Raw genomic sequence first — 19,217 nt, 5'->3', positions numbered from 1 at the left:
GACACCCCTCAGCCGGCCGTGGCGTCCAACGCCACGGCCGGCGCGTTTGCCGGGCGCGGCACACCGGACGGTTCGAGCACGAAGAGCGGGACGTCCAGGAGGTCGGCGCGGGCGCGGGCGTCCTCGGCGTATCCGGCGAGCGAGAAGTAGACGCCCCGCGCGGACTCCGCCATCGCCGTCAGCCACAGGCACTCCACGTCCCGCACCGAGGCCGGGCCCACCGTCGGGTCCACCTGGACGACGATGCCGGGCGCCGCGAGACCGATGCCGGACAGGGGCCGCTGGTCGGCGCGGCGCACGTCCCGGTGGCCGAGCCCGCGCAGGTAGAGCACGGCTGCGGTGACCGCGTCCCGGGCGGTGCGGATCGGGACGGCCCGGTGCGCCGGGACCCGTGAACCGGGGACGCGCCCGGCCCGGCCCGTCGCCGCCGGGTCCACCGGAACGCACAGCACCGTCCCGCACGGACAGCCCAGCTCCGGCCGCGGCCACCGGCTCTCGGTCCCGCAGGCCGCGCAGCGCACCCCGATCCACTCCTCGTCCCAGGCCCGGTGGGTGACCGCGGTCGCCGCCCCGCGCGGGTCCAGCTCCGGGGCGACGGGCGCCCCGCAGGCGCAGGGATACGACGGTGCCGTGTAGCGGTGCCGGCGCCCGCAGGCGGTGCAGCACACCGAGATGGTCTCGGACATGACGCCCATCGTCCTCTCTTGACGGTCTTCGGCTGCCCACTTACATTACTTCCAGATCGTAGAAAATAAATTTCGCTATACGGAAGTTGCTACGGAAGAAGCTCACCGCGGGGCGCGACGGGAGTGCGAATCCGACAGCCGGAGCAGGAGTACTCGATGGCTCGTATGACCGCTGCCCGAGCGGCAGTTGAGATTCTCAAGCGCGAGGGCGTCACCGACGCGTTCGGTGTGCCGGGCGCGGCGATCAACCCCTTCTACGCGGCGCTCAAGGCGTCCGGCGGTGTCCAGCACACGCTCGCCCGCCACGTCGAGGGTGCCTCGCACATGGCCGAGGGCTACACCCGGACCCACCCCGGCAACATCGGCGTCTGCATCGGCACCTCGGGCCCGGCCGGCACCGACATGATCACCGGCCTGTACTCGGCGATCGGCGACTCCATCCCGATCCTGTGCATCACCGGCCAGGCGCCGACCGCGGTGATCCACAAGGAGGACTTCCAGGCCGTCGACATCGCCTCCATCGCCAAGCCGGTGACGAAGATGGCCGTCACCGTCCTGGAGGCCGCGCAGGTCCCCGGCGTCTTCCAGCAGGCGTTCCACCTGATGCGCTCCGGCCGTCCCGGCCCGGTCCTCATCGACCTGCCGATCGACGTCCAGACGACCGAGATCGAGTTCGACCCGGAGACCTACGAGCCGCTGCCGGTCTACCGGCCCACCGCCACCCGCGCCCAGATCGAGAAGGCGATCGGCCTGCTCAACGCCGCCGAGCGCCCGCTGCTCGTGGCCGGCGGCGGCGTCATCAACGCCGACGCGGCCGAGCTCCTGGTGGAGTTCGCCGAGCTGACCGGTACCCCGGTCGTGCCGACCCTGATGGGCTGGGGCATCCTGCCCGACGACCACGAGCTGAACGCCGGCATGGTCGGCCTGCAGACCTCGCACCGCTACGGCAACGCGACCTTCCTGGAGTCCGACTTCGTCCTCGGCATCGGCAACCGCTGGGCCAACCGGCACACCGGCAAGCTGGACGTCTACACGGCCGGCCGCAAGTTCGTCCACGTCGACGTGGAGCCGACCCAGATCGGCAAGATCTTCGCCCCGGACTACGGCATCGCCTCCGACGCCAAGGCCGCGCTGAAGCTGTTCGTCGAGGTGGCGAAGGAGCTGAAGGCGGCCGGGAAGCTGCCCGACCGCTCCGCGTGGGCCGCCTCCGCACAGGAGCGCAGGGCCACCCTCCAGCGCCGTACGCACTTCGACGACATCCCGATCAAGCCGCAGCGCGTCTACGAGGAGATGAACAAGGCCTTCGGCCCGGAGACCCGGTACGTCTCCACCATCGGCCTCTCCCAGATCGCCGGCGCCCAGATGCTGCACGTCTACCGCCCGCGGCACTGGATCAACTGCGGCCAGGCGGGACCGCTCGGCTGGACCGTCCCGGCCGCCCTCGGTGTCGCCAAGGCCGACCCGGACGCCCAGGTCGTGGCCCTCTCCGGCGACTACGACTTCCAGTTCATGCTGGAGGAGCTGGCCGTCGGCGCACAGCACAAGATCCCTTACGTGCACGTCCTGGTGAACAACTCCTACCTGGGCCTGATCCGCCAGGCGCAGCGGGCGTTCGAGATCGACTTCCAGGTCAACCTGGAGTTCGAGAACATCAACTCGCCCGAGCTGGGCGTGTACGGCGTCGACCACGTCAAGGTCGCCGAGGGCCTGGGCTGCAAGGCGATCCGGGTGACCGACCCGAACGAGCTGGGCGCGGCACTGGAGCAGGCCAAGAAGCTGGCCGCCGAGCACCGGGTGCCGGTCGTCGTCGAGGCGATCCTGGAGCGCGTCACCAACATCTCCATGTCGGGCACCAACGACATCGGCAACGTCGTGGAGTTCGAGGAGCTGGCGACCGAGCCGGGCCACGCCCCGACCGCGGTCAAGCCGCTGAAGGTCTGACCCGCCCGGCACGCCGAGCGCCGAGAGCGGCCCGTCCCCAGGGGGCGGGCCGCTCTCACGTGTGCGCCGCTCTCACGCGTGCACCCGGTCCCCGGCCGCGCGCTCAGTCCGGGCCGCCACCGCCCCCCGAGCCGCAGCCGGCCGCGTGGTCCCCGTGGCCCGTGCCGCCCCGGTCGCCCGAGACCGAGTCCTCGTACTCGTCGCGCCACCTCAGGAACCTGCCGCGGCCCAGGGAGAAGCGCACTCCTCCCTCGGCCGCCGCGCCCGGGTCCGCCAGCCCCGCCCGCAGCGCGAAACGCGGCAGGAGCAGACGCAGCGCGGCATCGCCGTGCAGCGCGACCGCGAGCAGTGTGTCGCCGTCCGCCAGACCGTGCGCGACCGCCGGCAGCGGGTGCCGCTCCCGCCAGAACGCGACGCGCCGGCGGGCACTCCGGTTCGGTCTGAGCCAGGGGTGGCCCAGCAGCCCGTCCTCGGCGAGCGGGATGCGCGTCAGGGCCAGGGCAAGCCGCACGTCCGGGTGCCGGACCAGCTCGCGGGCGGTGAGCGGCTCGTGCAGACAGTCCAGGACCGTCCCTTCGAACGGCCCCAGCCGCTCCGGCTCGGGACCCGCCGCACACAGCGTCCTGCGCGGCCCGGTCTCGACGGCGCCCAGCAGGTGCAGGGCGACCAGCGCCACCGTCACGGCGGCCGGCGGCCCGCCGCCCAGCAGCGCGATCCGGTGCGGCTCCCACCCGGTCTCCGTGCCACCCTCCACGACACCACCCCCGCGCGCCCCGTGTTGTGCCGGGGTTGTGCCCGCTGCGGGGGATCCCTACGCCCGCTCAGCCACCGCGGTGCCCGTGGTGCTCGTGCAGACCCGGCCAGTCCTCCGGGCCGCCGCCCTGCCACTCGACCAGGTCGCTGTCCTCCACGTCGGTGACGTAGAGGTCGGCCAGCCGCAGCAGTTCGGCGACGTCGTCGACGTGCGAGGCGACGCCCAGGGTCTCCTCGCCGGAGGTGACCCGGCGGGAGCCGTCGAGAGCGGGGGAGTGGACGACGATGTGCGGGTGCTCGGGTGGGTGCGCCGTTGCCATGCCTCCAGGCTGCTGCGCGGGCACGGAATCCGCACCCCGGCGCCGCGGTGCCGTACCGGCCGCACGCCGGGAAGCGCCGGATGCGGGACCGTCCGCATCCGGCGCTTCCCGGCCGGTGAAGGTTCTCGGGTGAGGGGATCTCCACGTGGTGTCCGTCCGGCGGCGCGAGGCTGGGCGCGACAGGTCGTTCGCGCCGCCGGACGGGTCTTCGGGCCTCCCTGGTGCGAGAGGCGAGTGGCTGGGACCGCGGCGGTGCGACGGGCCGGAACCGCTCCTCCCCTCAGGTCGTAGGAGGAACGTCCGTGCCCTTCACCACCGCACTGGCTCGCTGGCCGCCGCGGTCCTCGCCCTGCCCGCGCCGGCACCTGGCGGTCACCCCTCATCCGGGCCGCTTCGGTGCCTGCGCGGGCCGCGCACACGGCCCCGGCCTCCCCGCCGGGTTCCGTGCGCGAGCCGGTGGGTCAGTCCTCGCGCAGGGCGCGGACCGCCTCCTCCACGCGCTTGCCGTACTCGGGGTCGGCCGCGTGGAAGTGCGCGAGGTTCTTCTCTACGACGTCGCCCCGGGAGACCTGGGACAGACCGCCGGCGAGGTTGGCGACCAGACGCTGCTTCTCTTCCTCGCTCATCAGCCGGTACAGCTCGCCGGCCTGCACGAAGTGGTCGTCCTTGGTGTGCAGCGGCGCCTCGTGGGTGCCGGTGTGACCGGACACCGCGAGCGGGGCCGCCAGCGGGCGGCCGGTCTCGGCCGGGCCGTCGTAGGAGTTCGGCTCGTAGTTCTTGGCGTACCGGCCCTGGCCGTTGGACGCCATCAGGCCGTCGCGGCCGTAGTTGGCCGCGCCGCCGGGGACCGCCTTCGGGGCGTTCACCGCGAGCTGGGTGTGGTTGACGCCCAGGCGGTAGCGGTGCGCGTCCGCGTAGGCGAACAGGCGGCCCTGCAGCATCTTGTCGGGGGAGGGGCCGATGCCCGGCACGAAGTTGTTCGGGGAGAAGGCGGCCTGCTCGACCTCCGCGAAGACGTTGTCCGGGTTGCGGTCGAGCACCAGCCGGCCCACCCGCCTGAGCGGGTAGTCGGCGTGCGGCCACACCTTGGTCACGTCGAACGGGTTGAAGCGGTAGTTCGCCGCCTCGGCCACCGGCATCAGCTGCACGTGCAGTGTCCAGGACGGGTACACGCCCCGCTCGATCGCCTGCACCAGGTCCGTCTGGTGCGAGGTCGGGTCCTCGCCCGCGAGCCTCGCGGCCTCGTCGGCGGTCAGACAGCGGATGCCCTGGTCGGTCTTGAAGTGGTACTTGACGAAGAAGGACTCGCCCTTGGCGTTCGTCCACTGGTAGGTGTGCGAGCCGAAGCCGTCCATGTGGCGGTACGAGGCCGGGATGCCGCGGTCGCCCATCAGCCAGGTCACCTGGTGCGTGGCCTCGGGGGAGTGCGCCCAGAAGTCGAAGACGTTGTCCGGCTCCTGACGGCCCGTGAACGGGTCGCGCTTCTGCGAGTGGATGAAGTCGGGGAACTTGATCGGGTCCTTGATGAAGAACACCGGGGTGTTGTTGCCGACGAGGTCGTAGTTGCCCTCCTCGGTGTAGAACTTCAGCGCGAAGCCGCGCGGGTCGCGGACCGCGTCCGCGCCGCCGAGCGAGTCGGCCACGGTGGAGAAGCGCAGGAAGACCTCGGTGCGCTTGCCGACCGTGTTCAGGAAGTCGGCGTGCGTGAAACCGGTGACGTCGTCGGTCACCTCGAAGTGGCCGTACGCGCCGGAGCCGCGGGCGTGCACCACGCGCTCCGGGATGCGCTCCCGGTTGAAGCGGGCGAGCTTCTCGATGAGGTGCTGGTCCTGGATCAGGAGGGGGCCGCCGATGCCGGCGGAAGCGGAGTTCTGGTTGTCGGCGACCGGGGCGCCGGACTCGGTGGTGAGCACGCGCTGCGACATCGTGGACCTTCCGTGGCCTTGCAGACGAGGGTTCAGCGGAACATTCAGTGGAAACTTGTTTCCGCTTCGTGGAGCCTAGATTTGGGACCGTGGCACGTCAACAGTTTGTTGAAGTGGGTTCCGGGCGGCGCCGCCGCTCGGGCGCGACATGACAGGTGTCAGCGGAGGCGCCGCCCGGAGGTCATGGGGTGGCCGCGACGGTCAGACCTCGGCGCCGGACAGGCGCTCCACGGCCCGCAGCAGGGCCGAGTGGTCCAGGCCGCCGTCGCCCTGGGCGCGCAGCGACGCGACCAGCTGGGCCACCACGGCGCCGACCGGCAGCGCGGCGCCGACGTTGCGGGCGGCGTCGGTGACGATGCCCATGTCCTTGTGGTGCAGGTCGATGCGGAAGCCCGGCTTGAAGTCGCGGCCGAGGAAGTTGTCCTTCTTGCGCGTCAGCACGGTCGAGCCGGCCAGGCCGCCGTTGAGGACGTCGAGGGCGGCCTTCAGGTCCACGCCGGACTTCTCCAGGAAGACCACGGCCTCGGCGCACGCCTGGATGTTCACGGCGACGATCAGCTGGTTGGCGGCCTTCACGGTCTGGCCCGAGCCGTGCGGACCGCACAGCACGATGGTCTTGCCGAGCGCCTCCAGGAGCGGCTTGGCCTCGTCGAAGTCGGCCTGCTCACCGCCGACCATGATGGACAGCACGGCCTCGACGGCTCCGGCCTCGCCGCCGGAGACGGGGGCGTCCAGGACGCGGACGCCCTTGTCCTTGGCGGCCGCGGCCAGGTCGACCGAGGTCTGCGGGGTGATCGAGGACATGTCGACCAGCAGCGCGCCGGACTTCGCGTTCTCCAGAATGCCGTCGGGGCCGTAGGCGATGGCCTCGACCTGCGGGGACGCGGGCACCATGGTGACGATCACGTCGGCGTCGCGCACGGCCTCGGCGATCGAGCCGGCCGCGGTGCCGCCGGCGGCGGACAGGCGGTCCAGCTTCTCCTGCTCCAGCGTGAAGCCGGTGACCTGGTAGCCCGCCTTGATCAGGTTCTCGGACATGGGGGAGCCCATGATGCCGAGACCGACCCAGGCGACCTTGGGGAGCGTGCTCATGGTGGGTACCTCTCTGAAAATCTGAAGAGTCGAACGTTCCTGCGGTGGCGCTCAGCGGGCCGCGCGGGCCTCGGCCGGCAGCCAGGAGAAGGACTGGGCGCTGGGGTCGTCGCCCGGCTTGTACTCCAGGCCGACCCAGCCGTCGTACCCGGCCTTCGCCAGCCGGTCGAGCAGGTCCTCCAGCGGGAGGGAGCCCGTGCCGGGGGCGCCGCGGCCCGGGTTGTCGGCGATCTGGACGTGGCCGGTCTTCGCGGCGTACGCGTCGATCACCTGCGGCAGGTCCTCGCCGTTCATGGACAGGTGGTAGAGGTCCATGAGGAACTTGGCGTTGCCGAGCCCGGTGGCCTCGTTGACCTTGTCCACGACCTCGATCGCGGCCGGCGCCGACACCAGCGGGTACAGCGGCGACTCCGGCTTGTTGAGCGCCTCGACCAGCAGGATCGCGCCGATCCGGTCGGCCGCGCGGGCGGCGAGGACCAGGTTCTCCAGCGCGAGCCGGTCCTGCTCTGCGGGGTCCACGCCCTCGACGCGGTTGCCGTACAGGGCGTTGAGCGCCTTGCAGCCCAGCGACTGGGCGAAGCCGGCGGCCACGTCGATGTTGGCGCGGAAGCGGTCCGACTCCTCACCGGGGACCGACAGGGCGCCCCGGTCGGGTCCGGGCAGCCGCCCGGCGTAGAAGTTCAGGCCGGTGAGCTGGACGCCCGCGTCCTCGATCGCCGATTTCAGGGCGTCGAGCTCGGACTGTCCGGGGGTGGGCGAGTCGATCCAGGGCCACCACAGCTCGACCGCGGTGAAGCCGGCCGCGGCGGCGGCCGCGGGACGCTCCAGGAGCGGGAGTTCCGTGTAGAGGATCGACAGGTTGACGTTGAAGCGCTGATCTGCAAATCCCATCGGGTGCCGCGCTCCCTTCCGCTCGAAGGTGTTTCCGTATTACGGAAGTTCGTTTCTGCTTGATGGAAGGTTGCCCGGGGGGTGCGGCTCTTGTCAAGAGGGGGCGGCGCAATGCGCTCACCCCGCGTTAGGTTGACCGCGTGCGATTGAGAGTGGAGTTCACGACCGAACCCTTCGACCTGGACGAGGCCCCCGCCCACGCGGTGGTGGCCCGGGAGGTAGTCGAGGCCGCCGAGCTGGACGCGGTCGACGTCGGCCCGTTCGGCAACACCGCCGAGGGCGGCGCCGACCAGGTGCTGACCGCCGTGGACGCGCTGCTGCGCCGCTCCCTCCGGGCCGGTGCCACCCGGATCTCGCTCCAGGTCAACGTCGTCGGGGAAGGCGCCGAAGGGGAGGGCGAGCGGTGACCGGCCCGGCCGAGGAGCCGTTCATCGCGGCCGTCAAGCCCCTGGTCGACGCCATGGGCGGCGAGATGCTGCCGCCGGACGAGGCCGGCCTGGAGGACGTCGTCCTCTCCTGGGAGGGCGCCGACGTCGTCGCCGTACGCCTCCCCCAGCTCGCCGACTCCCTGGACCACATCCTGGCCGCCATGGAGCGCCGGCAGGGCAGGCCGCTGGCCGACCTCGACCGCCGCACCAAGCAGGAGGTCGTACGGGCCCTGGAGGCGCGCGGCGCCTTCGCCGTACGGCACGGTGTGGAGACCGTCGCGGGCGCCCTCGGCGTCAGCCGCTTCACCGTGTACAACTACCTCAACCGCGAGAAGGGCACCTGACCTGCACGGTTCCCCCGCGTCTGAAGCCGCCGTCCGGTAACCGGGCGGCGGCTTTTCCGACCCCGAATTTTCAACAAAGTGTTGACGGCTTGTTTCCGAGGGCGTTAGCTATCGGCACGCCCGCTCAGCACAAGGCCACGGAGGCTCCCGTGACGTCCACTTCCGCGTCGGGCCTGGCCCGCTTCAACACCCTCGAGGAGTCCTCGGCCCGCGCCGAGCTCCACGAGGCGTGCGCCTCCACGGCGTGGGCCCGGCAACTGCTCGCCGCCCGCCCCTTCGCCACCGCCGAGGACCTGTACGCCGCCAGCGACGCCGCCATGGCCGGGCTGAGCGCCGAGGACCTCGCCGAGGCGATGGCCGGGCATCCGCCGATCGGCCGACCCGAGCCGGGCGATCCGACCTCGTCCCGCGAACAGGCGGGCATGGCCGGCGCCGCCGAGGAACTCAAGGCGGAGATGCTCGAACTGAACCTGGCCTACCAGGAGAAGTTCGGCCACGTCTTCCTCATCTGCGCCACCGGCCGGACCGGCGAGCAGATGCGTGACGCCGTCAAGGAGCGGATCGGCAACTCGCCCGAGCAGGAGCGCGAGATCGTCCGCACCGAACTGGGGAAGATCAACCGCATCCGCCTGACCCGACTCGTCGAACAGGACGCCCGACCATGAGCACCAGCACCACCGCCTCCGTGTCCACGCACATCCTGGACACCAGCGTCGGCCGCCCCGCCGGGGACGTCGCCGTCCGCCTCGCCGCCCGCACGGGCCGCGAAGCGGACTGGCAGCCACTCGGCGGCTCCGCGACCGACGCCGACGGCCGGTGCAAGGACCTCCCGGCCCTGCCGGAGGGCACCACCCACGTACGGCTCGACTTCGACACCGAGACGTACTTCGCCAAGAAACAAGCCGCGGCCCAGCAGGACGCCCCCGCGCTCCGGGACAGCGAGAACGGCCGGCCCGTGTTCTTCCCCGAGGTCACCATCACCTTCGCGGTGGTGCCCGGCGAGCACTACCACGTTCCGCTGCTGCTCAACCCGTTCGGCTACTCCGTTTACCGAGGGAGCTGACCGAATCATGACCCGTTTCGTCCTGGGACAGAACCAGTACGGCAAGGCAGAAAACCGCGTCGTCAAGATCACGCGCGACGGCGACACGCACCACATCAAGGACCTGAACGTCTCCGTCGCCCTGTCCGGCGACATGGAGGAGGTCCACCGCAGCGGTTCCAACGCCAACGTCCTGCCGACCGACACCACCAAGAACACCGTGTTCGCCTTCGCCAAGGAGCACGGCATCGAGAGCGCCGAGGACCTCGGCGTCGCACTCGCCCGCCACTTCGTGGACAGCAACGAGCCGATCCACCGGGCCCGCATCCGCGTCGAGGAGTACGGCTGGGAGCGGATCGAGACCTCCAAGGGCGGCGCCCGCTTCGTCGGCGCGGAGGAGATCGCGCACTCCTTCGTCCGCACCGGCCAGGAGACCCGCGTCGCGCAGATCACCTACGACGGCCACGGCATCCAGGTGCTCTCCGGGTTCAAGGACCTGACCGTCCTGAACTCGACCAACTCCGAGTTCTTCGGCTTCCTCAAGGACAAGTACACGACCCTCCAGGAGGACCACGACCGCATCCTCGCCACCACCGTCTCCACCTGGTGGCGGCACAACTGGGACGGCATCGACTCGCACGCCCCCGACTGGGACCGCTCCTACGGCGGGGTGCGCAAGCACGCGCTCCAGGCGTTCGCCGAGACCTACTCGTACTCGCTCCAGCAGACCCTCTTCGAGATGGGTGTGCGGGTGCTCAACTCGCGCGACGAGGTCGACGAGATCCGCTTCTCGATGCCCAACAAGCACCACTTCCGCTCGGACCTGTCGCCCTTCGGGATCGACAACGAGGCCAAGGACGGCGCCGTGTACTACGCCGCCGACCGGCCCTACGGCCTGATCGAGGCCACCATCCTGCGCGACGGCGCCGAGCAACTCATCCCGGTCGACATGACCAACCTCTGACGCGGGAGGCGCGCCGCCGGCCCGGCCCTCAGGGGCCGGCGGCGCGCCACACCGGAGGAAACACCATGGCACTGCCTGCGAAAGGGCCCGCCACAGGCCCGGGTCGCACCCCGGCCGCCGGCCCCGGCACCACCCCGCCGGTGCACACCGAGGACGCCGTCACGTCCGTGCACCCGGTCGACGAGAAGCTCCACCCCTCGCGGCTCGTCCCCGCCGCGCTCCAGCACATCGCCGCCATGTACGCGGGCGTCGTCACTCCTCCGCTCATCATCGGCCAGGCCTGCGGACTCGACCTGGAGGGGCGCACCCGGCTGATCGCGGCCTCGCTGCTGATCGCGGGCGTCGCCACCCTGCTCCAGACGCTCGGCGTCAAGGGCTTCGTCGGCAACCGCCTGCCCTTCGTCAACGCCGCCTCCTCGGCCGGCATCGCGCCCATCCTCGCCATCGTCGAGGCCAACGCGAAGGGCAGCCAACTCCCCGCGGTCTACGGCGCGGTGATGGTCGCCGGTGTCTTCTGCCTCGCCGTCGGCCCGTTCTTCGGCCGGCTCCTGCGCTTCTTCCCGCCCCTGGTCACGGGTGTGGTCATCACCCTCATCGGCGTCACACTGATGCCGGTCCCGGTCGGCTGGGCACAGGGCGGCGACAAGACCGCCGCCGACTTCGGCTCGATGCGCAACCTCGCGCTCGCCGCCGCCACCCTCGCGGTCGTCCTCGTCGTCCAGCGCTTCGGCAGGGGCTTCGTCAAGCAGGTGGCCCTGCTCCTCGGACTGCTCGTCGGCACCCTGGTCGCCATCCCCTTCGGCATGGCCGACTTCAGCGCCCTGGACTCCGCGCCGGTCGCCGCGCTGCCCACCCCCTTCGCCTTCGGCGCGCCCGCGTTCCAGCCCGCCGCCATCCTGTCGCTGTGCATCGTGATGCTGGTCCTGATGACGGAGTCGTCCGCCGGCATGCTCGCCCTCGGTGAGATCTGCGACCGCCGCGCCGACGCCGAGGTCATCACCCGCGGCCTGCGCACCGACGGCCTCGCCACCCTGATCGGCCCCGTCTTCGGCGGCTTCCCCACCTCCGCCTTCGCCCAGAACGTCGGCGTCGTCTCCCTCACCCGGGTGCGCAGCCGCTACGTCGTCGCCGTCGCCGGCGCCACCCTGCTCGTCCTCGGTGCCTTCCCGGTCCTCGGCGCCGTCGTCTCCCTCGTCCCGATGCCGGTGCTCGGCGGCGCGGGCATCGTGCTGTTCGGCTCCATCGCCGTCAGCGGCATCCGTACGCTCTCCGAGGCCGGACTCGACGACAGCTCCAACATCATCCTGGTCGCCGTGGCGCTCGGCGCGGGCATCATCCCGCTGGCCGCGCCCACCTTCTACGCCGAGTTCCCCGCCTGGGCACAGACCGTGCTGGGCTCCGGGATCAGCGCCGGGGCGATCGTGGCGGTCGTACTCAACCTGTTCTTCCACCATCTCGGCACCCGGAACCGACGCGCGGTTCCGGCACTCGAATCCTCCTAGGGTCCTGCCGTGCCCTCCCCGCGGGTACCCGACTCCCCGCCCACGGGCCGCACCGAAAGACAAGGAAGCAGCATGGCAGCATCATCGGCAGCCGAGCGCACCGCCATCGGGCGCATCGTCATCGAGAACTGCGCCGTCGCGACCGTCGACGCGGACGACACCGAGTACGCCTCGGGCCACGTCGTCCTGGCCGGCAACCGGATCGAGTCGGTCGGCGCGGGGCGGGCGCCCGAGGACCTGGAGAACGTCGTACGCCGGATCGACGCGACCGGCCACCTGGCCACGCCCGGTCTGGTCAACACCCACCACCACTTCTACCAGTGGCTCACCCGGGGCCTGGCCACCGACCACAACCTGTTCGACTGGCTGGTCGCGCTGTACCCGACCTGGGCACGCCTCGACGAGCCGATGGCGTACGCGGCGGCCCAGGGCTCGCTCGCGATGATGGCCCGCGGCGGCGTCACCACCGCCGCCGACCACCACTACATCCACCCGCGCGGCGCCGGCGACCTGTCCGGGGCGGTCATCCGCGCCGCCCGCGACATGGGCGTCCGCTTCACCCTCGCCCGCGGCTCCATGGACCGCGGCGAGTCCGACGGCGGGCTGCCGCCGGACTTCGCGGTCGAGAGCCTGGACGACGCGCTCGCCGCCACCGAGGCCACCGTCCGGGAGCACCACGACGCCTCCTTCGACGCGATGACCCAGGTCGCCGTGGCCCCCTGCTCGCCCTTCTCCGTCTCCACCGAACTGATGCGTCAGGGCGCGGAGCTGGCCCGCCGGCTCGGCGTGCGCCTGCACACCCACGGCTCGGAGACCGTGGAGGAGGAGAAGTTCTGCCACGAACTGTTCGGCATGGGCCCCACCGACTACTTCGAGTCCACCGGCTGGCTCGGCGAGGACGTGTGGATGGCGCACTGCGTCCACATGAACGACTCCGACATCGCCGCCTTCGCCCGCACCGGCACCGGCGTCGCCCACTGCCCGTCCTCCAACGCCCGCCTGGCCGCGGGCATCGCACGGGTACCCGACATGCTCGCCGCCGGCGTCCCGGTCGGCCTCGGCGTCGACGGCACCGCCTCCAACGAGTCCGGCGAACTCCACACCGAACTCCGCAACGCCCTGCTGATCAACCGCCTCGGCGCCCACCGCGAGGCCGCGCTGACCGCCCGCAAGGCGCTGCGGCTGGGGACGTACGGCGGCGCACGGGTGCTCGGCCGGGCCGCCGAGACCGGCTCCCTGGAGGCGGGCAAGCTCGCCGACCTGGTGCTGTGGCGGATGGACACCCTCGCCCACTCCTCCATCGCCGACCCGGTGACCGCCCTGGTCCTCGGCGCCGCCGCCCCGGTCACCGCCTCGTTCGTCGACGGCCGCCAGATCGTCGAGGACGGCCGGCTGCTCACGGTCGACGAGGACGCCGTCGCCCGCTCCACCCGGGACGAGGCGCGACGCCTGGCGCAGATCACCGCGCGAGGCTGAACCCCGCACAACAGAACACCACTTGATCTCCGGCCGGGAGGGACGGCTCCCGGCCGGTAACCGTGGACCCGAGCGGGGTCCACGGTGACCGACTCCGGGGCGTGCGCCCCTGCGCGCACGCCCCGGATAGGTCTCCCGTTTCCCCGAACGGCCCGTCCGGGTCCCGCACGACCACCCCCGCACCACCTCCCTGACACCCACGTCAGAGCCGACGTGCAACCGACCGGAGGAACGCCGCCGTGGCCGACCACCCTGTTGACGAGAAACTCCCGCCACTGAAAATGGCGACGACCGGCCTGCAACACGTGGCCGCCATGTACGCCGGCGTCGTCGCCCCGCCCCTGATCGTCGGCGCCGCCATCGGCCTCAGCGCCACCGAGCTGACCTTCCTCACCGGCGCCTGTCTGTTCACCGCGGGTCTGGCGACCTTCCTCCAGACCCTGGGCATCTGGAAGATCGGTGCCCGGCTGCCCTTCGTCAACGGCGTCACCTTCGCGGGCGTCGCCCCCATGACCGCGGTCGTCGCCTCCACCGACGACAAGTCCGACGCACTGCCGATCATCTTCGGCGCGGTCATCGTCGCCGGACTCCTCGGGTTCGTCGCCGCCCCCTTCTTCAGCAAGGCGATCCGCTTCTTCCCGCCGGTCGTCACCGGCACCGTCATCACCCTCATAGGCATCTCCCTGCTGCCCGTCGCCTTCGGCTGGGCGCAGGGACCCGCCCCCACGGCGGACGACTACGGCTCGTCGACCAACCTTGGCCTGGCCGCCATCACCCTCGTCATCGTCCTGGTCCTGCGGCGCTTCACCCGGGGCTTCGTCAAGCAGATCGCCGTGCTGCTCGGCCTGATCGCGGGCACGCTCGTCGCGATCCCGTTCGGCGTCACGGACTTCGGCCCGGTCGCGGACGCGGACGTAGTCGGCTTCCCCACCCCCTTCCACTTCGGCGCCCCGCAGTTCCAGATCGCCGCGATCCTGTCCATGTGCGTGGTGATGGTGGTCTCGATGACCGAGTCCACGGCCGACATGCTCGCCCTCGGCGAGATCGTGGAGCGCCCCGCCGACGAGAAGACCATCGCGGCCGGCCTGCGCGCCGACACGCTGGGCTCCGCCCTCAGCCCGTTCTTCAACGGCTTCATGTGCAGCGCCTTCGCCCAGAACATCGGCCTGGTCGCCATGACGAAGATCCGCAGCCGCTACGTCGTCGCGGTCGGCGGCGGCTTCCTGGTCCTGATGGGCCTGTGTCCGATGGCGGCCTCGCTCATCGCGGTCGTCCCCCGCCCGGTGCTGGGCGGCGCCGGCGTGGTGCTGTTCGGCTCGGTCGCGGCCAGCGGCATCCAGACCCTGGTCCGGGCGAGCCTGGACAAGGACAACAACGTCCTGATCGTGGCGGTCTCGCTGGCCGTCGGCATCATCCCCATCGCGGCGCCGGAGTTCTACCACGCGTTCCCGGAGAACGCGCGGATCATCCTCGACTCGGGCATCTCGACCGGCTGCGTGGCCGCCGTCCTGCTCAACCTGGTCTTCAACCACATCGGCGGCCGGGAACGCGAGGCGGAGGACGTCACCCACCCGATGGAGGCGGGCGACGAGATCACCGAGGCGTCCCGGGCAGCGGCGATGCCGTGACGCGACACGGGTGGGGACCCGACACCTCTACCCAGAGGCAACGGGCCCTCACCCACACCTCGTCCCCCGCCGACCGCCCCGCTGACCGCCCTCCCGCCGGTCGCGGCTCCGCCGGGGCCCGGTTGCTGCCGGTGGTGGCTGTGCCGGGCCCGGTTGCTGCCGGTGGTGGCTTCGCTCGGCCTCTGGTTCCTGCCGGTCACGGGCGCTCCCGTTATGGCCTCTGGCGGCCGTCGGTCGGGCCGATGGTGGTGGGCCGTGCTGCCTCTGCCCCGCCCCGGTTTCCGCCGGTGGTGGCTGACGGACGCCTGACGCGGCCCCCGCCCGCCTACAGCCCGAACAGCTCCGGCCGAGCCGCCAGTTCCTTGAAGCGCTGCCGCGGGTCCGGGACCAGCCTGCGCACGCTCAGGTCCATCAGCCCGCCCACGGCCTCGATCTCGGCGGCGACCGTGCCGTCGGCCCTGGTGACGACCTGGCGGATCCGGAAGGTCTTGCCCTCGCCCCACTCGAACACGCAGCTCACCGTGACCTCGTCACCGGTGAGCAGCTCCTGCCGGAACCGGATGGTCGTCTCCAGGGCCACCGGCCCCACCCCGCGGGCGACCAGCTCGGCCTGTCTGATCCCGGCCGCCCGGAGCAGCGACCAGCGGGCGTGCTCGGCGTAGTTCAGGTACACGGACTGGTTCAGATGGCCCTGGGTGTCGGTCTCGTACCCGCGGACGGTCACCGGTACGGAAAAGGGCTCGCTCACCGCTGCTGCCTCTCGTCGTGGACGTGTGGACGTGGACGTGCTGATCTCCCGATCCTGGCACGGAGGCGCCGTCACACCTTCCGCGGGGAGGCCAGCAGGTACCGGGCCCGCGTGCGCGGCTCGGTGTGCTCCCCGACCTGCCAGCCCGCCCGCTCCAGCGTCGCCGCGCAGCCCCGCAGCGCGCCGCCGTCCGGCTCGTACACGGCGACGGCCTCCGGCTGCGGCGTCGCCCGCACCCGGTACCCGTCCCCGCCGTCCGGGCCCGCGGGCCGGTGCCCGGCCGCCTCCAGAGCGAGCGCGGCGGCCCGCACGAGATGCGAGCGCTCCCACGCGCACGGCCGGTCCGTACTCCCGTCGGGATGCGTCATCCGGCGCAGCTCCAGCAGCCCCTGCCAGGCGCCGCGCACCTCCCGCAGCCGCGCGGGGCCGGCCTCGCCCGGCACGGCCTCCTCCCCGCCGACCCGCGCGGCGAACGCACCCCCGGCGTCCGGTGCGGCGGGCGTCCCGGGCGCCACCGCACCCGGGTCCGGCGCGTCGGCCGCCTCCCGTATCCGGTGCCCGGCCGGGGTCAGGAAGTGGTCGTGCGGCGGCCGCGGATGCCGGAAGGCGAGCCCGCGCCTCACCAGCGCCGCGAGCTGGGTCTCCGTACCCTTCAGCCGCCCGGTGACGGGATCGGCGGCGGCGATGACACGCCGCTGCGCGGCGGTCGGCGACAGTGCCACGGCGTCCCTCCCAGCCCCATCGGTCACGCGCTCGAAGACCTCGAAGACCTCGAAGACCTCGAAGCCCGTGAAGACCTCGAAGACTACGACGGAGGTCTGACATTCCAGGCCGCGATCACCGGCCGCCCGTGCTCCGTGCCCAGCCGGCACAGCGTGCCCGTGCCCAGCTGGAACAGCGCCCCGTGCGACGCCGGAAGGCCCAGGTGCCGGGCGGTGAGCACCCGCAGGAAGTGCCCGTGCGCCACCAGCACCACGCACCCCTCGGTGTTGGCGAAGGCGGCCTCCACCGTGGCCAGCACCCGGTCGGCCCGCTCACCCACCTGCTCGGGTGTCTCCCCGGGGTGGTCCGGAGGTCCGGGCGCGACCCCGTCCGTGAACAGGAACCAGTCCGGCCGGCTCCGGTGGATCTCGACGGTCGTGATCCCCTCGTAGCCGCCGTAGTCCCACTCGTGCAGGTCGGGCTCGATCCGCACCTCGTGCAGCCCGATCAGCTCGGCCGTCTCCCGGGCCCGCTGGAAGGGGCTGACGAAGGCGGCCCCGATCCGGTGCGAGCGGATCAGCGGCACCAGGCTCCGCGCCTGCTCCCGCCCCTTCTCGGTCAGCGGAACGTCCGTCAGCCCGGTGTGCCGCCCGGAGCGCGACCACTCGGTCTCCCCGTGCCGGACCAGAAAAAGATCACCCATGCCCCCAGGCTACGGCCGGCCTACTGGCGGTATCCGCTCAGGAACCGCCCGATGCGGCCGATCGCCGCCTCCAGGTCCTCCGCGTGGGGCAGGGTCAGGATGCGGAAGTGGTCCGGGCTCGGCCAGTTGAAGCCGGTGCCCTGGACGACCTGGATCTTCTCGCGCAGGAGCAGGTCCAGGACGAACTTCTCGTCGTCGTGGATCTTGTGGACGGCCGGGTCGATGCGCGGGAACGCGTACAGGGCGCCCTTGGGCCTGACGCAGGAGACGCCGGGGATCTCGTTGAGCTTCTCCCAGGCCGTGTCCCGCTGTTCGCGCAGCCGCCCGCCCGGAGCCGTCAGTTCGCGGATGGACTGGCGGCCGCCGAGCGCGGCCTGGATGGCGTACTGGGCGGGGGCGTTGGCGCACAGGCGCATGGAGGCCAGCATGGTCAGGCCCTCCAGGTAGTCCTTCGCGTGCTGCTTCGGCCCCGTCACCACCAGCCAGCCGGAGCGGAAGCCCGCCACCCGGTAGGTCTTGGACAGGCCGCAGAAGGTCAGCACCACCAGGTCGGGGGCGAGGGCGGCGGCCGAGTGGTGCACGGCGTCGTCGTACAGGATCTGGTCGTAGATCTCGTCGGCGAGGACCATCAGGCCGTGCCGGCGGGCGAGGTCGAGGATGCCCTCGACGATCTCCTTGGGGTAGACGGCGCCGGTGGGGTTGTTGGGGTTGATGACGACGACCGCCTTGGTGCGGTCGGTGATCTTCGACTCCATGTCGGCCAGGTCCGGGTACCAGTCGGCCTGCTCGTCGCAGAGGTAGTGCACCGCCTTGCCGCCCGCGAGGGTGGTCACCGCCGTCCAGAGGGGGAAGTCGGGGGCGGGGATCAGGACCTCGTCGCCGTCCTCGAGCAGGGCCTGTACGGCCATGGAGATCAGCTCGGAGACGCCGTTGCCCAGGTAGACGTCGTCCACGTCGACCTCCAGGCCGAGCGCCTGGTAGCGCTGGGCGACGGCCCGGCGGGCGGAGAGGATGCCGCGCGAGTCCGTGTAGCCGTGCGCCTGTGGCAGCATCCGGATCATGTCCTGGACGATCTCCTCCGGCGCCTCGAAACCGAAGAGGGCCGGGTTGCCGGTGTTCAGGCGCAGGACGCTGTGGCCCGCCTCCTCCAGCGCGTTGGCCTGCTCGATGACCGGGCCGCGGATCTCGTAGCAGACCTCGCTGAGCTTGTTCGACTGCCGGAACTCCATGCGCGGCTTCCCCTCCGGAATCTGGTGTTGCTTGGTTTTACCAAGTAGCCGCTTGGAAAGTCCAACAACTTGTCTACACTGCGTCGCATGTCACCTCGCCGTAGCTACGACCAGTACTGCTCCGCCGCCCGCGCCCTCGACGCCGTCGGCGACCGCTGGACCTTGCTGATCGTCCGGGAGCTCCTCGCCGGTCCGCGGCGCTACACCGACCTGCACGCCGACCTCCCCGGCGTCAGCACGGACGTACTCGCCTCGCGGCTCAAGGACATGGAGCGCGACGGGCTGACGACCAGGCGCCGGCTGCCCCCGCCCGGCGCGGCGTACGTCTACGAACTCACCGCGCGGGGACGGGACCTGCTGCCCGTCCTCGAGGCCCTCGGCGCGTGGGGCGCCGGGGAGCTGGGGGAGCGGCGGCCCACGGACGCCGTGCGGGCGCACTGGTTCGCGCTGCCGCTGCTGCGGGCCCTGCGGGCGGCCGGGGCGGCGGAGGGACTGGTCGAAGTGCGGCTGGAGGAGGGCGACTTCCACCTGTACGCCGACGGCCCTGCCGACGGTGCGGGCGGTCCCGTGTACGGCGACGGGCCCGCGCCCGGGGAACCCGACGCCCGGCTCGTGCTGGACGCGGTGACGTGCGCGGCCCTCGGACGCGGCGAGACCGGCCTGCGGGACGCGGTGCGCGACGGCCGCGTCGAGGTCACCGGCGACGGCCCGGCGGCCAAGGCGCTGCGGGAGGGGTGAAAGGCGCTGCGGGAGGGCTGAAAGGCGCTGCGGAAAGGGTGAAAGGCGCTGCGGGAGGGTGAAACGGCAGAAGGCCCGCCGCGGGCGGGCCTTCTGAGGAGAGGT

Annotated in this window: 20 protein-coding genes; 10 read left to right on the top strand and 10 right to left on the bottom strand. The window is 71.9% G+C overall.

Annotated features, from left to right (window positions below; genetic code table 11):
• Positions 1-8 precede the first annotated feature (8 nt).
• The gene (locus ACIQFU_RS34925) at positions 9-695 is read right to left on the bottom strand and encodes a hypothetical protein (protein ID WP_402557050.1); all 687 of its coding nucleotides are present in this window, start codon (positions 693-695) and stop codon (positions 9-11) included.
• A 147-nt stretch (positions 696-842) separates the two neighbouring features.
• On the opposite strand from ACIQFU_RS34925, the gene gcl reads away from it, so the two are divergent.
• Positions 843-2,627, top strand: coding sequence for a glyoxylate carboligase (gcl, locus tag ACIQFU_RS34920; RefSeq protein ID WP_402557048.1), 1,785 nt, complete (start codon positions 843-845; stop codon positions 2,625-2,627).
• A gap of 103 nt (positions 2,628-2,730) precedes the next feature.
• On the opposite strand, the gene ACIQFU_RS34915 is transcribed toward gcl, so the two are convergent.
• The 5 genes from ACIQFU_RS34915 to ACIQFU_RS34895 form a co-directional block, all read right to left on the bottom strand.
• Positions 2,731-3,381 (bottom strand): TIGR04222 domain-containing membrane protein, encoded by a 651-nt coding sequence (locus ACIQFU_RS34915; protein ID WP_402557047.1) that lies wholly within the window; start codon positions 3,379-3,381, stop codon positions 2,731-2,733.
• Between the two features lie 67 nt (positions 3,382-3,448).
• Positions 3,449-3,700 carry a hypothetical protein gene (locus tag ACIQFU_RS34910; RefSeq protein ID WP_402557045.1) on the bottom strand — a complete coding sequence of 84 codons (252 nt, stop codon included), beginning with the start codon at positions 3,698-3,700 and terminating at the stop codon, positions 3,449-3,451.
• A 461-nt stretch (positions 3,701-4,161) separates the two neighbouring features.
• On the bottom strand, positions 4,162-5,625 hold the full coding sequence (locus ACIQFU_RS34905) for a catalase (RefSeq protein WP_402557043.1): 1,464 nt from the start codon (positions 5,623-5,625) through the stop codon (positions 4,162-4,164).
• Positions 5,626-5,826: 201 nt separating this feature from the next.
• Complete coding sequence (locus ACIQFU_RS34900) at positions 5,827-6,717, bottom strand: 2-hydroxy-3-oxopropionate reductase (protein ID WP_402557041.1); 891 nt, start codon at positions 6,715-6,717, stop codon at positions 5,827-5,829.
• Between the two features lie 51 nt (positions 6,718-6,768).
• Positions 6,769-7,608 carry a TIM barrel protein gene (locus ACIQFU_RS34895; RefSeq protein WP_402557039.1) on the bottom strand — a complete coding sequence of 280 codons (840 nt, stop codon included), beginning with the start codon at positions 7,606-7,608 and terminating at the stop codon, positions 6,769-6,771.
• Positions 7,609-7,748: 140 nt separating this feature from the next.
• Between ACIQFU_RS34895 and ACIQFU_RS34890 the strand changes: the two genes are divergently transcribed.
• The 8 genes from ACIQFU_RS34890 (at position 7,749) to ACIQFU_RS34855 (ending at position 14,992) form a co-directional block, all read left to right on the top strand.
• Positions 7,749-8,015 carry a hypothetical protein gene (locus ACIQFU_RS34890; RefSeq protein WP_402557037.1) on the top strand — a complete coding sequence of 89 codons (267 nt, stop codon included), beginning with the start codon at positions 7,749-7,751 and terminating at the stop codon, positions 8,013-8,015.
• The gene (locus tag ACIQFU_RS34885) at positions 8,012-8,380 is read left to right on the top strand and encodes a helix-turn-helix domain-containing protein (protein WP_356859972.1); all 369 of its coding nucleotides are present in this window, start codon (positions 8,012-8,014) and stop codon (positions 8,378-8,380) included. The genes ACIQFU_RS34890 and ACIQFU_RS34885 overlap by 4 nt, the downstream gene beginning before the upstream one ends.
• Positions 8,381-8,529: 149 nt before the next feature.
• Positions 8,530-9,045, top strand: coding sequence for a 2-oxo-4-hydroxy-4-carboxy-5-ureidoimidazoline decarboxylase (gene uraD / locus ACIQFU_RS34880; RefSeq protein WP_402557035.1), 516 nt, complete (start codon positions 8,530-8,532; stop codon positions 9,043-9,045).
• Positions 9,042-9,443, top strand: a complete 402-nt coding sequence (uraH, locus tag ACIQFU_RS34875) for a hydroxyisourate hydrolase (protein ID WP_402557034.1) — start codon at positions 9,042-9,044, stop codon at positions 9,441-9,443. Before uraD ends, uraH begins: the two co-directional genes overlap by 4 nt.
• A gap of 7 nt (positions 9,444-9,450) precedes the next feature.
• Positions 9,451-10,386 carry a factor-independent urate hydroxylase gene (gene pucL / locus ACIQFU_RS34870; RefSeq protein ID WP_402557032.1) on the top strand — a complete coding sequence of 312 codons (936 nt, stop codon included), beginning with the start codon at positions 9,451-9,453 and terminating at the stop codon, positions 10,384-10,386.
• Positions 10,387-10,451: 65 nt separating this feature from the next.
• A complete protein-coding gene (locus tag ACIQFU_RS34865) occupies positions 10,452-11,888 on the top strand; it encodes a nucleobase:cation symporter-2 family protein (protein WP_402557031.1) in 1,437 nt (478 codons plus the stop codon).
• A 72-nt stretch (positions 11,889-11,960) separates the two neighbouring features.
• The gene (locus ACIQFU_RS34860) at positions 11,961-13,364 is read left to right on the top strand and encodes an 8-oxoguanine deaminase (protein ID WP_402557029.1); all 1,404 of its coding nucleotides are present in this window, start codon (positions 11,961-11,963) and stop codon (positions 13,362-13,364) included.
• 239 nt (positions 13,365-13,603) lie between these two features.
• Complete coding sequence (locus ACIQFU_RS34855) at positions 13,604-14,992, top strand: nucleobase:cation symporter-2 family protein (RefSeq protein ID WP_402557027.1); 1,389 nt, start codon at positions 13,604-13,606, stop codon at positions 14,990-14,992.
• A gap of 325 nt (positions 14,993-15,317) precedes the next feature.
• On the opposite strand, the gene ACIQFU_RS34850 is transcribed toward ACIQFU_RS34855, so the two are convergent.
• The 4 genes from ACIQFU_RS34850 to ACIQFU_RS34835 all read right to left on the bottom strand — a co-directional run bounded on the left by ACIQFU_RS34850 (position 15,318) and on the right by ACIQFU_RS34835 (position 18,374).
• A complete protein-coding gene (locus ACIQFU_RS34850) occupies positions 15,318-15,740 on the bottom strand; it encodes an acyl-CoA thioesterase (RefSeq protein ID WP_402557026.1) in 423 nt (140 codons plus the stop codon).
• A 71-nt stretch (positions 15,741-15,811) separates the two neighbouring features.
• Entirely contained in the window at positions 15,812-16,462 is a 651-nt protein-coding gene (locus tag ACIQFU_RS34845; RefSeq protein ID WP_402557025.1) for a hypothetical protein, read from the bottom strand.
• Between the two features lie 83 nt (positions 16,463-16,545).
• A complete protein-coding gene (locus ACIQFU_RS34840) occupies positions 16,546-17,145 on the bottom strand; it encodes a histidine phosphatase family protein (RefSeq protein WP_328563495.1) in 600 nt (199 codons plus the stop codon).
• Positions 17,146-17,165: 20 nt separating this feature from the next.
• The gene (locus tag ACIQFU_RS34835; protein WP_402557023.1) at positions 17,166-18,374 is read right to left on the bottom strand and encodes a pyridoxal phosphate-dependent aminotransferase; all 1,209 of its coding nucleotides are present in this window, start codon (positions 18,372-18,374) and stop codon (positions 17,166-17,168) included.
• 87 nt (positions 18,375-18,461) lie between these two features.
• On the opposite strand from ACIQFU_RS34835, the gene ACIQFU_RS34830 reads away from it, so the two are divergent.
• Positions 18,462-19,112 carry a winged helix-turn-helix transcriptional regulator gene (locus tag ACIQFU_RS34830; protein ID WP_402557021.1) on the top strand — a complete coding sequence of 217 codons (651 nt, stop codon included), beginning with the start codon at positions 18,462-18,464 and terminating at the stop codon, positions 19,110-19,112.
• The last annotated feature ends 105 nt before the right edge of the window (positions 19,113-19,217 follow it).

This window comes from Streptomyces sp. NPDC093065, assembly GCF_044754585.1.
Lineage (GTDB): Bacteria > Actinomycetota > Actinomycetes > Streptomycetales > Streptomycetaceae > Streptomyces.
This window is presented reverse-complemented; position numbering and strand designations above follow the sequence as displayed.